Raw genomic sequence first — 13,452 nt, 5'->3', positions numbered from 1 at the left:
AGCGTCCTAGAGGGGGATGTTGCCGTGCTTCTTCGGGGGCAGGGACTCGCGCTTGGTGCGCAGCTGACGCAGCCCCTTGACCACGTGCGCCCGGGTCTCGGACGGCATGGTCACCGCGTCTACGTAGCCGCGCTCGGCGGCCGTGTACGGGTTCAGCAGCGCGTCCTCGTACTCGGTGATGAGGCGCGCCCGGGTCTCGTCGGCGGTGCCGGCCTCCTCCGCTTCGGCGATCGCGCGGCGGTGCAGGATGTTGACCGCGCCCTGCGCGCCCATGACGGCGATCTGCGCCGTCGGCCAGGCGAGGTTGAGGTCGGCGCCCAGGTGCTTGGAGCCCATCACGTCGTAGGCGCCGCCGAAGGCCTTGCGGGTGATGACGGTGATCAGGGGGACGGTCGCCTCGGCGTACGCGTAGATCAGCTTGGCGCCGCGCCGGATGATTCCGTTGTACTCCTGGTCCGTGCCCGGGAGGAAGCCCGGAACGTCGACGAAGGTCAGCACCGGGATGTTGAAGGCGTCGCAGGTCCGGACGAACCGGGCCGCCTTCTCGGAGGCGTCGATGTCCAGGCAGCCGGCGAACTGCATCGGCTGGTTGGCGACGACCCCGACCGGGTGCCCCTCGACGCGGCCGAAGCCGGTGAGGATGTTCGGCGCGAAGAGCGACTGGGTCTCCAGGAACTCCGCGTCGTCGAGCACGTGCTCGATCACCTTGTGCATGTCGTACGGCTGGTTCGCGCTGTCCGGGATCAGCGTGTCGAGCTCGCGGTCGTTGTCCGAGACCTCGGTGTCGGCCTCCTCGGGGAAGGCCGGGGGCTCGGAGAGGTTGTTCGACGGGAGGTAGGAGAGGAGCGACTTCACGTACTCGATGGCGTCCTTCTCGTCACCCGCCATGTGGTGCGCGACGCCTGACGTGCTGTTGTGCGTGCGCGCCCCGCCCAGCTCCTCGAAGCCGACGTCCTCGCCGGTGACGGTCTTGATGACGTCCGGGCCGGTGATGAACATGTGCGAGGTCTGGTCGACCATGACCGTGAAGTCGGTGATGGCCGGGGAGTACACGGCCCCGCCCGCGCAGGGGCCGACGACCAGGCTGATCTGCGGGATCACGCCGGAGGCGTGGACGTTGCGGCGGAAGATCTCGCCGTACATGCCCAGCGCGCTGACGCCCTCCTGGATGCGGGCGCCGCCGGAGTCGTTGATGCCGATGAGCGGGCAGCCGGTCTTCAGCGCGAAGTCCATCACCTTCATGATCTTCTGACCGTAGACCTCGCCCAGCGCCCCGCCGAAGACGGTGAAGTCCTGCGAGAACAGGGCGACGGGCCGCCCGTCGACGGTCCCGTAGCCGGTGACGACGCCGTCGCCGTACGGCCGGGTCTTCTCCAGCCCGAAGTTCGTCGACCGGTGCCGGGCGAACTCGTCCAACTCGACGAAGGACCCTTCGTCCAGCAGCAGGGCCACCCGCTCACGCGCCGTCAGCTTGCCCTTGGCGTGCTGCTTCTCCACCGCACGCCCGGATCCGGCGTGCGTGGCTTCCTCGACGCGGCGCTGCAGATCCGCGATCTTCCCCGCGGTGGTGTGCATGTCGATCGGCTCTGACGGTTGTGACATCGGGGTCGCGGCTCCCTGCGTGGTGTCAACTGCCTGGTGACGTACTTGGTTTTTACTAGCTACTGGTGCGTAGCGTATCGGCGGCCATGGCGCTCGGCGGTGCGGCGTTTGACACACCTCATCTGGGTTGCTTGGCCTCGCCGTGGCCCTTAGGGGGCACGGTCCCGACCCTCGCGGGCGGGTTTTCCTGCTTCACCGCGGACCGCCTGCCGGGAGGGTCCCCGGGAGGTCTTCCGTCCGCTCGACAGGCAGACACCGCCGACCCGGCGGCCAAGAGATCGACGGCTGGGCCGCCGTTCCGGTCGTGAACGGCGCCGCAACCCTCACAGGTCCGCGTGCGGACGTTCAGCGGCATGGTGGCGGCGACGGCACCGCGGGCCGAGCACAGCTTCGAGCCAGGGAACCACCGGTCCACGACGCGCAGCTCGCGTCCGGACCAGGCCGCCTTGTAGCCCGGCATCCTCCGCAGCTCGCGCCAGGCCGCGTCCGCAATGGCGCGGGCTAGAGGTCGTGGACCTTCCGCACGCACCCGAATGTCTTCGACAGCTCTGTCGCCAGCGCGTCATCAGGGTAAAAACGAAACCTGAACGCCCTCTTTACCGGAGAATCCCCCACAGCCCGGACGCTAGGGTCGATCACGATCCGTATGCAATCCCGGGTCAGAGGGTCACATAAAGCGAGATAGCGACATAAGGATTCGATCATGCCATCAGATGCTTCAGCAGGTGCTCCCGCGGGCCGTTGGTCGAGTCTGGACCGGCCGCCCTTGAACGTCGCCGCGCTGCAGCGGGCCCTCGTGAGCGGTGAGGGGCTGTGGAGTTCGCTGGAGGTGGTGGGATCCACCGGGTCCACCAACAGTGATCTCGCCTCCCGGGCCGCAAAGCTGCCCGAGGGGGCCGTGCTCGTCGCCGAGGAGCAGACCGCCGGGCGGGGCAGGCTCGACCGGAGCTGGGTCGCGCCCGCGCGGTCCGGGCTGTTCTTCTCCGTACTCCTGAAGCCCGGGCCCTCCGTGCCGCAGGAGCGGTGGGGCTGGCTGACGCTGCTGGCCGGGGTGGCCACGGCCACCGGGCTCTCGCGCGCCGCCGGCGTGGACACCGCACTCAAGTGGCCCAACGACCTCCTGGTCACCGTCGACGGTGAGGAGCGCAAGGCCGGCGGGATCCTCGCCGAGCGCGTGGGCGACGGGGTCGTCCTCGGGATCGGGCTCAACGTGACGCTGACCGACGCCGAGCTGCCGGTGGACACCGCCGGGTCGCTGCTCCTGGCCAAGGCCACCGTCACCGACCGGGACCCGCTGCTCAGGGCCGTACTGCGCTCCCTGGAGCAGTGGTACGGAAACTGGCGCGCGGCGGGCGGCGATCCGGCGGCCAGCGGTCTGCAGGAGACGTACGCGGCGGGCTGCGCGACCCTCGGCAAGCACGTGCGGGCCGAGCTGCCCGGCGGGCGCACGCTCACCGGGACGGCCGAAGCGGTGGACACCGACGGGCGGCTCGTCGTACGGACCGCCGAGGACAAGCACGAGGCCGTGGGGGCAGGGGACGTCGTCCATCTGCGGTCCGTGCGGTAGCCCGCGGGGGGCCGTCCCGGGTGACGGAGCAGGGGGAGTGAGCTACGGCACACCTGCCGTATGGTTTAGGCGATCCCGGTCCTCGCGGTGATCACCCGGTTCGGCAGTGCGCACGGAATGGACAGGAGGCGGCCCTTGACCGTCGACGACCCTCGGTCCAGCGCGCCCGCCCCCGGACCGTCGACGGGCGGCTCCGGCAGCTCGGGCGGCTCCGGCGGTTCCGGAGTCCACGCCACCCCCATCGGGCGCGAGCAGCACACTCCCCACCACGAGGTCGACCACACGGCGCAGCCGACGGCCGACCCGCTCGCCATCCGCCTGGAGCAGCTGATCCTGGGCGCCGAGCGCCGGTACACGCCCTTCCAGGCGGCCCGTAGCGCCGGGGTCTCGATGGAGCTCGCCTCCCGCTTCTGGCGGGCGATGGGCTTCGCGGACATCGGCCAGGCCAGGGCCCTGACGGAGGCCGACGTACTGGCGCTGCGCCGGCTCGCCGGCCTCGTCGAGGCCGGGCTGCTGAGCGAGCCGATGGCGGTCCAGGTGGCCCGGTCCACCGGGCAGACCACGGCCCGGCTCGCGGAATGGCAGATCGACTCCTTCCTGGAGGGCCTGACGGAGCCGCCGGAGCCGGGGATGACCCGTACGGAGGTCACGTACCCGCTCGTCGAGCTGCTGCTGCCGGAGCTGGAGGAGTTCCTGGTCTACGTGTGGCGGCGCCAGCTCGCGGCCGCGACCGGGCGGGTCGTGCAGGTGGCGGACGACGAGGAGATGGTCGACCGGCGCCTCGCGGTGGGCTTCGCCGACCTGGTGGGCTTCACGCGCCTGACGCGGCGGCTGGAGGAGGAGGAGCTCGGCGAGCTGGTCGAGTCCTTCGAGACGACCTCCGCGGACCTGGTGGCGGCGCACGGCGGCCGGCTGATCAAGACGCTCGGCGACGAGGTGCTGTACTGCGCCGACGACGCGGCGACGGCGGCGGAGATCGCCCTGCGGCTGATCGAGACGATGGAAGCCGATCCGCAGATGCCGGAGCTGCGCGTGGGCATCGCCTTCGGGACGGTGACCACGCGGATGGGCGACGTCTTCGGAACCACGGTGAACCTGGCCTCGCGGCTGACGTCGATAGCGCCCAAGGACGCGGTCCTGGTGGACGGCGCGATGGCCCAGGAGCTGGGCCGCACGGGCGCGGCGCCGGTCTCGGAGAAGGAAGCCGAGAACGAGGAGGGCGGCGGCACCTACCGCTTCGCGCTCCAGCCGATGTTCCAGCGCCCGGTGCGCGGCCTCGGCGTCGTGGAGCCCTGGTCGCTGACGCGCCGGAGCCCCAAGATCCCCGGTTGACGTGCCCCCGGGCCGGTTGGCCCGTCCGCCCGTTGGCCCGTCTGCCCGTCTGCCCGTCCGCCCGTCCGCCTGTCTGCCCGTCCGGCGGCCAGGTTGTTCTCGGGCGCGTTCTCGTCGCGGTCGTGTACGGCCGCGCACTCCTGAGGCGACAGCCGACACGTCTCGCGCTTCGCGGTGATGTCCGCAGGAGGCGCTTTCTGCCGAAAATTGGTCTGCCGGAAGTCTCCTTCCGGCCTGCTCCGCGCACTAGAGTCACGTGATAACGGTCGTTAACACGGAGGGTCGTAGAGATGTCGGAGCAGCGCTTCGGGGAGTTCGCCGCGGTACGTCGTGAAGGCGACGGGCACGTCGCCGAGCTGGTGCTGGACCGGCCCAAGGCGATGAACGCCGTGTCGACCGAGATGGCGCGGGGCATCGGCGCGGCGTGCGCGGCGCTGGGATCGGACCCGTCGGTACGGGTCGTCGTGCTCTCCTCGGCCGCCGAGAGGGCGTTCTGCGTGGGCGCGGACCTCAAGGAGCGCAACTCCTTCTCGGACGCCGAGCTGCTGCGCCAGCGGCCGACCACGCGGGGCGCGTACGGAGGAGTGCTGGAGCTCCCGATGCCGGTGATCGCGGCGGTGCACGGGTTCGCGCTGGGCGGCGGCTTCGAGCTGGCCCTCGCCTGCGATGTCATCGTGGCCGACGAGACGGCCGTCGTCGGGCTGCCCGAGGTGTCGGTCGGGGTGATCCCGGGCGGCGGCGGTACGCAGCTGCTGCCGAGGCGCGTGGGGGCGGCGCGGGCCGCGGAGCTGATCTTCACCGCGCGGCGGGTGGAGGCGGCGGAGGCGCTGGTCCTGGGTCTGGTGGACTCGGTGGTGCCGGCGGGGACGGACCGCGAGGCCGCCCTCGCGATGGCGGCGGCGATGGCCGCGAACTCCCCGGTGGGGCTGCGGGCCGCGAAGCGGGCGCTGCGGCTCGGGCACGGCATGGACCTGACGGCCGGGCTGGAGATCGAGGACGCGGCGTGGCGGACGGTGGCCTTCTCCGGGGACCGGGCCGAGGGCGTGGCGGCGTTCAACGAGAAGCGGAAGCCTCGGTGGCCCGGGGTGTGAGGGTGTCCGCGGAACCCTGCCCGTGACCGGGTGTGATCTTGGTGCCACCGAATGTCGCGCCAATTGTCACTAAATCGGACAAAACTCCCTAACCTGGGGTGATGGGTGTTGACGGGCGGCTTCGAGCCGTTGTGGGCCTCGCGCAGGCCATGGCCGCCGCCTGCGCGCCGCGGGACAGCGTGCGGGCGGCAGCGCGCGGGGCGAGGCTGGCGATGGACGGCTCGTTCGCCGCGATCTCTGCGTGGGAGCGGGAGCGGGGGCGCCTGCGGGTGCTCGTGAACGAGGGGGAGCGCCGGGACGGGGAGGAGGAGTTCCCCGAGGACGAGTCGTACCCCGTGCACGATTTCCCCGAGATCACGGAGTTCCTGCACGAGCGCTGGGTCGGCGGGGGCGGACCCCACGCCTGGGTGGACAGCGCCGTCGGCGACCGGCCGGGACGGCGGGGCGACGCGCTGCGGCGGCGCGGGCGCGGTACGTGCGTGGTGGCCCCGATCGTGCTGAGCGGGCGGGCCTGGGGCGAGCTCTACGTGGCCCGGGACGAGGGCATGGCCGACTTCGACGAGGACGACGCGGAATTCGGGGAGGTCCTCGCGGCGGTGATCGCGGCCGGGCTGGCGCAGAGCGACCGGCTGGAGGAGGCCCGGCGGCTCGCCTTCACCGACCCGCTGACCGGGCTGGCCAACCGGCGTGCCGTGGACATGCGGCTCGACGAGGCGCTGGAGGAGCACCGGCGGAGCGGGGCCGCGGTGGTGGTGAGTCTGGTCGTCTGCGACCTGAACGGCCTCAAGAAGGTCAACGACACCCTCGGGCACGCGATGGGGGACCGGCTGCTGGAACGGTTCGGCTCCGTGCTCAGCCTGTGCGGGGCGATGCTGCCGGGCGCGCTGGTCGCGCGGCTGGGCGGGGACGAGTTCTGCCTGGTCAGCGTGGGGCCTTCGGCGGACGAGGTGGTACGGGTCACCGAGGAGGTGTGCCTGCGGGCCGCCGAGCTGGAGCTGGGGGAGGGGGTCGCCTGCGGGGTCGCCTCCACGGGGGACCTGATCGGGCCGGTGAAATCCTCCCGGCGGCTGTTCCGGCTGGCGGACGCCGCGCAGTACAAGGCGAAGGCGGCGCGGTCGGCGAAGCCGGTGGTCGCGGGGCGGGACACGGCGGTGGTCCGCCTCGCCGACGCGGAGCCCGGAGGGCCGGGGGAACGCCGCCGCTTCCGGGGCCGGGCGTAGCGGCCGCTTCGGGCTGCGCCGGGGGATGCCGGGGGCGGGGCTCCCGGTGGCGGTGCCGTGTGCGGCGAAGGGGCCGGGCGGAGCCCGGGGGGCGGGTGAAGGGCGGGTGGGGGACTTCGCCCCGCAGGGCAGAACCAGCCGCACCCGCCCACCGGCCCCGGCACCGGGCGACCCTGGCCCCACCGCCGGCCCGCCACCGCCGGACGGAGTCCGGCGCGGCGCGGCGAAGCCGGTGAGGCCCGCCAGGGCCGAGCCGTGCGAGTGGTGCGTCCAGAAGGGGACCCGCCACCGCCGGACGGAGTCCGGCGCAGCGCGGCGAAGCCGGTGAGGCCCGCCAGGGCCGAGCCGTGTGAGCGGCGCCTGGAGAGGGGTGACATGAAGGGATTCAGTCCGTACGCTGCTGAATATGGATATGCACACTATCGTGGTGGGAACGTCCGGGACCACCGCCGAAGACGTGATCGCCGTCGCTCGCGGCAACGCCCGCGTGGAGCTTTCCGGTGAGGCCGTCGCCGCGCTCGCCGCGGCCCGCGAGATCGTGGACGCGCTCGCCGCGAAGCCCGAGCCCGTCTACGGGGTGTCCACCGGGTTCGGCGCGCTCGCCTCCCGGCACATCAGCCCCGAGCTGCGCGCGCAGCTCCAGCGCAACATCGTGCGTTCGCACGCCGCCGGCATGGGCCCGCGCGTGGAGCGCGAGGTCGTGCGGGCGCTGATGTTCCTGCGGCTGAAGACCGTCTGCTCCGGGCACACCGGCGTCCGGCCGTCCGTCGCGCAGACGATGGCCGACGTGCTCAACGCCGGGATCACCCCCGTCGTGCACGAGTACGGCTCGCTGGGCTGCTCGGGAGACCTCGCCCCGCTCTCGCACTGCGCGCTCGCGCTGATGGGCGAGGGCGACGCGGAGGGCCCCGACGGGGTCGTGCGGCCCGCCGGGGAGCTGCTCGCCGAGGCCGGGATCGCCCCCGTCGAGCTCCGCGAGAAGGAGGGCCTCGCCCTCCTCAACGGCACCGACGGCATGCTCGGCATGCTGGTCATGGCCCTCGCCGACCTCGGCCGGCTGTACACCGCCGCCGACATCACCGCCGCGCTGACGCTGGAGGCGCTGCTCGGCACCGAGAAGGTGCTCCAGCCCGAGCTGCACGCCATCCGCCCGCACCCCGGCCAGGGTGCCGCCGCCGCGAACATGGCCGCCGTCCTGAAGGGTTCCGGGCTCGTCCGGCACTACCAGGAGGAGACCGCCCCGCGCGTGCAGGACGCCTACTCCGTGCGCTGCGCCCCGCAGGTCGCCGGCGCGGGCCGCGACACCATGGCGCACGCCGCCCTCGTCGCCTCCCGCGAGCTGGCCGCCGCCGTCGACAACCCGGTCGTGCTGTCCGACGGGCGCGTGGAGTCCAACGGGAACTTCCACGGTGCCCCGGTCGCCTACGTGCTGGACTTCCTCGCCATCGCCGCCGCCGACCTCGGGTCGATCGCCGAGCGCCGCACCGACCGGCTGCTCGACAAGAACCGCAGCCACGGCCTGCCGCCGTTCCTCGCGGACGACGCCGGCGTGGACTCCGGGCTCATGATCGCCCAGTACACGCAGGCCGCGCTCGTGAGCGAGATGAAGCGGCTCGCGGTCCCGGCTTCCGCTGACTCGATCCCCTCCTCCGCCATGCAGGAGGACCACGTCTCGATGGGCTGGTCGGCCGCGCGCAAGCTCCGTACCGCCGTCGACAACCTCACCCGGATCATCGCGATCGAGATGTACGCGGCCACCCGCGCCATCGAGCTGCGCCACGGGCTGACCCCGGCGCCGGCCAGTCAGGCCGCCATCGCGGCGGCGCGCGCGGCGGGCGTGGAGGGTCCCGGGCCGGACCGGTTCCTCGCGCCCGACCTGGCCGCCGCGGACGCCTTCGTTCGTTCGGGTGCACTGGTGGACGCCGTCGAGACCGTCACCGGTCCCCTCGCCTGAGGGAACCTGAGGGAATCAGTTCGAGCACGTGGAAGGGTGCGGCCTCCGGGACATCCCGGGGGGGCGCACCCTTCCGTGTGTCCGCAGGCGGTTACGCCGTGCGCGAGCGGCGTACGGAGAAGGCCACGAAGCCGGCTCCGGCGCCCAGGCAGAGCGTGCCGCCGAGCAGGTAGGGCGTGGTGTCCACGCCGCCCGTGTCGGCGAGGGCGGGCCCGGGCGCGGAGGTGGCCTGGACCTGGGTGTTCGCGGCGGCGGGCGCGGCGGAGGCGGCCTTCTCGTGCCCGGGTGCGGTGGCGTTGGCCGAGGGGACGAACCACAGGACGGCGAGGAGGGTGGTCGCTCCGAGAGCGGTGACTGTTGATCGGCGTGCGGACACGGTGCGATCCCCCTTGTGGCAGCAGCGAATTGGCCCCGTGCGGTGATGCTACGGAAAGGGGCGGGTCGTGGGAAAGCCGGGGCTGCCGCGGGATTACTCTCCGTCGTATGAACCCTTCTGAGAACTCACGATACGTACGCCTTCGGGTTGATTTGGTCCTTGAAGTGCCGGACGTCGACGCCCTCACCGGAGCCGCCCTCGCGCACATCAAGGCCGACGAGTTCATGCCGGACGAGGAGCGCGGCCACGCGGAGGCGGCCGTCCGGGAGGACGAGTCGGAGGCCCTGGCCTACCTCGTGGACCCCACTGACCTGGTCGCGGACATTCCCGGAGTGGAGCTCGCGCAGGCCTCCTGGAGCAGCGAGCCCGTGGAATACGACCCCGAGTCCATGGAGTGGGACCTCGACGAGGAAGATGGGGAGCTCGACGAAGAGACTGACAACGCCTGACGGTGGGGTTGACCACATTCGAACGGAATGGGGCGGCACCTCGGGGTGTAATGCGTTGTCAGGAAGAGGCAGGGGGTCATGGCCCCCTGCCCGGGGAGTTCGGGGTTCCGGCAACGATGGAGTGGCGTGTGAGGACGGACAGCATGCGGCGGAGAAGGTCCCTGGTGGCCATATCCGCCGTACTCGGCGGCGTACTGGTGCTCGCGGGATGCGGCGGAGACGACGGCAAGGCGCAGACGCCGAAGGCCAGCGGAGAGGCCTCGGCGAAGTCCCAGGCGGACGTGGACGCGGCCGCGGCCAAGGACGCCTCCCAGGCCAAGATAGCCATCACGCCCAAGGACGGCGCCACCAACGTGGGCCTGAACGACGCGGCCACGGTGGCCGTCACCGGGGGCACGCTCACCGCGGTCGAGCTGAAGAGCTCCGAGGGCACGAAGGTGCCGGGCAAGATAGCCGCCGACGGGAAGAGCTGGAAGCCGGACGGCGCGCTGAAGCGCTCCACGAAGTACGCGCTGTCGGCGACCGCGAAGGACGAGGCGGGCCGCGAGGCGCACGAGAACGCCTCCTTCACCACCATCTCCCCGCAGAACAGCTTCGTGGGCTCCTTCATCCCGGACGCGGGTCAGACCGTCGGCGTGGGCATGCCGGTCTCGATCACCTTCGACAAGTCCATCAAGGACAAGAAGGCCGTCCAGGCGGGCATCACGGTCACCTCCAGCAGCGGCCAGGAGGTCGTGGGCCACTGGTTCAGCACGCAGCGGCTGGACTTCCGCCCCGAGAAGTACTGGCAGGCGGGTTCCACCGTCACCCTGAAGCTGGCGCTGGAAGGGGTCCAGGGCGGCCCGGGCATCCAGGGCGTGCAGAGCAAGACCGTCACCTTCAAGATCGGCCGGAGCCAGGTCTCCACGGTCGATGCGAAGTCGAAGAAGATGACGGTCACCCGGGACGGCGCGGTCCTCAAGACCATCCCGATCTCGGCGGGCGCCCCGGAGAACCCGACGTACAACGGCCAGATGGTGATCTCCGAGAAGTTCAAGGAGACCCGGATGAACGGCGCCACCGTCGGCTTCACGGACGACGACGGCAAGGGCGAGTACGACATCAAGGACGTGCCGCACGCGATGCGCCTGTCGACCTCGGGCACCTTCATCCACGGCAACTACTGGGGTGCGGACTCGGTCTTCGGCAGCGCCAACACCAGCCACGGCTGCGTCGGCCTGAACGACGCCAAGGGCGCGAACGACCCGAGCCAGCCCGCGGCATGGTTCTACGACAACTCCCTCATCGGAGACGTCGTCACGGTCGTGAACTCCCCGGACAAGACCATCAAGCCGGACAACGGCCTCAACGGCTGGAACATGAGCTGGGCGGACTGGAAGGCCGGCGCGGCCGTCTGACCCACCCGCACCACAGCCGCACCCCGACGAAGCACAGACGGACGGCGGGGAGCCCCGGCCAGGGGGCTCCCCGCCGTCCGTCCGTGTGTCACCTGTGAGTTCGCGTCACCCACGACAGCGCGCTCGCGAAGCGGGCCCCGCAGGTGGCGACGATCCGCCGCGGCAAGGTGACCGTCACCGAAAACGCCCGAGCGCTCCGCCGGGCCTCGCCGCGCTCCGGTTTAGGGTCCGGAACATGACGATCACCCCGCTCTCCGTGCCCCCGACCGACGGCGAAGTCGACCACTGGTGGGCCGTCCTGGCAGCCGCCAGGACGGCCGACCGGCCGGGGACTCCGCCGCCCTCCCGGACGGAGGTGGCCGGAGCGCTGCGGGTGCCGTCGGTACGGGGGCGCTCGCTGTACTGGGCTACGGAGGACGCGGTCGCCTCCCTGGTCCTGTTCACCGACGGCGCCAACGACCACACCGCGTTCCTGGACGAGCTGACCGTACGGCCCGACGCGCGACGGCGCGGTGTGGGCGCGGCCCTGTGGGAGCGGGCCCGCGCGGAGCTGCTCGCGGACGGCCGTACCTCGGTGGCGACGGAGGTGGACCTCGGCGGTCCGGGGCAGGAGTTCGCCGAGTCCGTGGGCTTCGAGAACGTCCTGCCGATGGCCTGGTACGTGCAGGACGTGCGCGAGGCGCGCTGGGCGCAGGGGGTGCAGGCGGCGCGGGTGGCGAAGGAAGGGGCAGCGCCCACCGCACCCGGCTACGAGCTGCGCTGCTGGCCCGGGCTGGTGCCCGACGCGTGGGCGCGGGCCGTGGCCGTCGCCCACGGGGCGATGGAGGACGCGCCGTCGGGGGAACTGGACCAGCGGATCCAGACCTGGACGCCGGAGCGCCTGCACGCGGCCCACCGCAAGATCCTGGACCGGGGAGGCGCCCTGACCACGGTCGCCGCGGTCACCCCGGACGGCGAGGTGGCGGCCTACACGGAACTGGTCCTGACCGATCCGGCGGGCCCGCGCGCTCTCCAGTACGACACCGTGGTCGTCCCCGCCCACCGGGGCCACGGCCTCGGCCGCGCGGTCAAGCTCCGCATGCTCGCGGAGGCGGCGACCCGCCACCCGGACCTGCGCACCATCGCCACCTCGGTGGCGGACGACAACGCCCCGATGCTCGCGGTCAACGCGGCCCTGGGGTACCGGCGCGAGCGCGGGGTCGGGTACTTCCAGCTCCAGCTGTAGCCCCAGCTCCAGCTGTAGCCGCGGCTGTAGCCGCAGCCGGGGCGTGCGGTGCGGTTCTACGGGGCGGATTCCCCGACGGGGCCCGGGGCGTGCTCCCGCTCCCGCTCCGGGGCGGCCGGGGACGCGGACCAGGAGGCGAGGAGGCGCAGGGCGTCGGCCGAGGGGGAGCCCGGGGCGGCGTGGTAGGTGACCAGGAACTGCGCCGGGTCGTCCGGGAAGGCCAGCGTCTCGAAGGAGAGCAGGAGCTCGCCGACCAGCGGATGGCGCAGCCGCTTGACGCCGTGGATCTTGTTGTCGGCCACCGTGTGGGCCGCCCACAGCCGCCGGAACTCCTCGTTCTTGACCGACAGCTCGCCGACCAGTGCGGACAGCCGTTCGTCGTCCGGGAACTGTCCGGCGTACACGCGCAGGTTGCTCACCACCTCGCACGCCCGGCATTCCCAGTCCGCGTACAGCTCCGCCGTCGCCGGGTCCAGGAACACCAGGCGGACCAGGTTGCGCTCCTGCGCCGGGAGCGCCCCGAAGTCGCCGAAGACGGCCGCGGCCAGCGGGTTCCAGCCGATGACGTCCTGACGCCGCCCGACCAGGTACGCCGGTACCCCGTCCATCGCGTCCAGCAGCGTCCGCAGCTGCGGCCGGACCTGCTGGGGGCGCGGGGCCTGGCGGCGCTTGCGGGGCTTGGGGCCGGCCAGGTGGCTCAGGTGAGCGCGCTCCGTGTTGTCCAGGCGCAGGGCCTGGGCGATGGCGTCGAGGATCTCCGCCGACACGTTCTGGCCGTGGCCCTGCTCGAGGCGCGTGTAGTACGCGACCGACACCCCGGCCAGCTGCGCCAGCTCCTCGCGGCGCAGGCCGGGGACCCGGCGGTGACGCCCGTAGTCGGGCAGGCCCACGTCCTCGGGCCGCAGCCGGGCGCGCCGGGAGCGCAGGAACTCGCCGAGCTCGGCTCGCTGATCAAGCTGGTCCATTACCCCAGTATCCCCGCGCGGGGGCGCGGGACGGGGCCGTGAGCCTGACCCCGTCAAGGGTAGGTCTGCCAGACCTAGGCAGGGCAGGGGGATGGGTGTCCGGAGCGGGGCAGTGCAGGCTGGAACCACACAGCGGTCCCGCACGGCGGTCCCGTACGGGAGTCCGCACGGCAGTCCCGTACGGCAGTCCGTACGCCGGGTCCGCGCCGCGGGTCCGCACCGCAGTCCGTACGCCGGGCCCGTACCGCGGGCCCGTACCGCGGGCCCGCGCCGC

The 13,452-nt window shown here is 72.4% G+C and carries 13 protein-coding genes; 8 read left to right on the top strand and 5 right to left on the bottom strand.

What is annotated here, in order from left to right; all coding sequences use genetic code 11:
- Positions 1-6: 6 nt before the first annotated feature.
- The 3 genes from ACIQV3_RS26650 to ACIQV3_RS26640 form a co-directional block, all read right to left on the bottom strand.
- On the bottom strand, positions 7-1,602 hold the full coding sequence (locus tag ACIQV3_RS26650) for an acyl-CoA carboxylase subunit beta (protein WP_403715981.1): 1,596 nt from the start codon (positions 1,600-1,602) through the stop codon (positions 7-9).
- A 118-nt stretch (positions 1,603-1,720) separates the two neighbouring features.
- On the bottom strand, positions 1,721-2,062 hold the full coding sequence (locus tag ACIQV3_RS26645; RefSeq protein ID WP_403715979.1) for a zinc ribbon domain-containing protein: 342 nt from the start codon (positions 2,060-2,062) through the stop codon (positions 1,721-1,723).
- 41 nt (positions 2,063-2,103) lie between these two features.
- A complete protein-coding gene (locus ACIQV3_RS26640) occupies positions 2,104-2,307 on the bottom strand; it encodes a helix-turn-helix domain-containing protein (RefSeq protein ID WP_403715978.1) in 204 nt (67 codons plus the stop codon).
- Between ACIQV3_RS26640 and ACIQV3_RS26635 the strand changes: the two genes are divergently transcribed.
- From ACIQV3_RS26635 to hutH, 5 genes are all read left to right on the top strand, one after another.
- Complete coding sequence (locus tag ACIQV3_RS26635; protein WP_403715976.1) at positions 2,306-3,169, top strand: biotin--[acetyl-CoA-carboxylase] ligase; 864 nt, start codon at positions 2,306-2,308, stop codon at positions 3,167-3,169. The genes ACIQV3_RS26640 and ACIQV3_RS26635 overlap by 2 nt on opposite strands.
- Before the next feature lie 135 nt (positions 3,170-3,304).
- Positions 3,305-4,501, top strand: coding sequence for an adenylate/guanylate cyclase domain-containing protein (locus ACIQV3_RS26630; protein WP_403715975.1), 1,197 nt, complete (start codon positions 3,305-3,307; stop codon positions 4,499-4,501).
- Between the two features lie 290 nt (positions 4,502-4,791).
- Entirely contained in the window at positions 4,792-5,592 is an 801-nt protein-coding gene (locus tag ACIQV3_RS26625) for an enoyl-CoA hydratase/isomerase family protein (protein ID WP_403715973.1), read from the top strand.
- 101 nt (positions 5,593-5,693) lie between these two features.
- Positions 5,694-6,812 (top strand): diguanylate cyclase domain-containing protein, encoded by a 1,119-nt coding sequence (locus tag ACIQV3_RS26620; protein ID WP_403715971.1) that lies wholly within the window; start codon positions 5,694-5,696, stop codon positions 6,810-6,812.
- A gap of 412 nt (positions 6,813-7,224) precedes the next feature.
- On the top strand, positions 7,225-8,766 hold the full coding sequence (gene hutH, locus ACIQV3_RS26615) for a histidine ammonia-lyase (protein ID WP_403716181.1): 1,542 nt from the start codon (positions 7,225-7,227) through the stop codon (positions 8,764-8,766).
- A 91-nt stretch (positions 8,767-8,857) separates the two neighbouring features.
- Here hutH and ACIQV3_RS26610 read toward each other — a convergent pair whose 3' ends face one another.
- Entirely contained in the window at positions 8,858-9,142 is a 285-nt protein-coding gene (locus tag ACIQV3_RS26610; protein ID WP_403715969.1) for a hypothetical protein, read from the bottom strand.
- A gap of 164 nt (positions 9,143-9,306) precedes the next feature.
- Between ACIQV3_RS26610 and ACIQV3_RS26605 the strand changes: the two genes are divergently transcribed.
- The 3 genes from ACIQV3_RS26605 (at position 9,307) to ACIQV3_RS26595 (ending at position 12,213) form a co-directional block, all read left to right on the top strand.
- Positions 9,307-9,591, top strand: a complete 285-nt coding sequence (locus ACIQV3_RS26605) for a hypothetical protein (protein WP_266880772.1) — start codon at positions 9,307-9,309, stop codon at positions 9,589-9,591.
- Positions 9,592-9,707: 116 nt separating this feature from the next.
- Positions 9,708-10,988 carry an Ig-like domain-containing protein gene (locus ACIQV3_RS26600; RefSeq protein WP_403715967.1) on the top strand — a complete coding sequence of 427 codons (1,281 nt, stop codon included), beginning with the start codon at positions 9,708-9,710 and terminating at the stop codon, positions 10,986-10,988.
- 235 nt (positions 10,989-11,223) lie between these two features.
- Positions 11,224-12,213, top strand: a complete 990-nt coding sequence (locus tag ACIQV3_RS26595) for a GNAT family N-acetyltransferase (RefSeq protein WP_403715965.1) — start codon at positions 11,224-11,226, stop codon at positions 12,211-12,213.
- A gap of 56 nt (positions 12,214-12,269) precedes the next feature.
- Here the strand turns inward: ACIQV3_RS26595 and ACIQV3_RS26590 are convergent, their stop codons facing one another.
- Complete coding sequence (locus ACIQV3_RS26590) at positions 12,270-13,178, bottom strand: helix-turn-helix domain-containing protein (RefSeq protein ID WP_403715963.1); 909 nt, start codon at positions 13,176-13,178, stop codon at positions 12,270-12,272.
- Positions 13,179-13,452 lie beyond the last annotated feature (274 nt).

Source organism: Streptomyces sp. NPDC099050, from assembly GCF_044759865.1.
GTDB lineage: Bacteria > Actinomycetota > Actinomycetes > Streptomycetales > Streptomycetaceae > Streptomyces.
The sequence above is the reverse complement of the archived record's forward strand: the minus strand, read 5'-3'. Positions and strand labels throughout refer to the sequence as shown.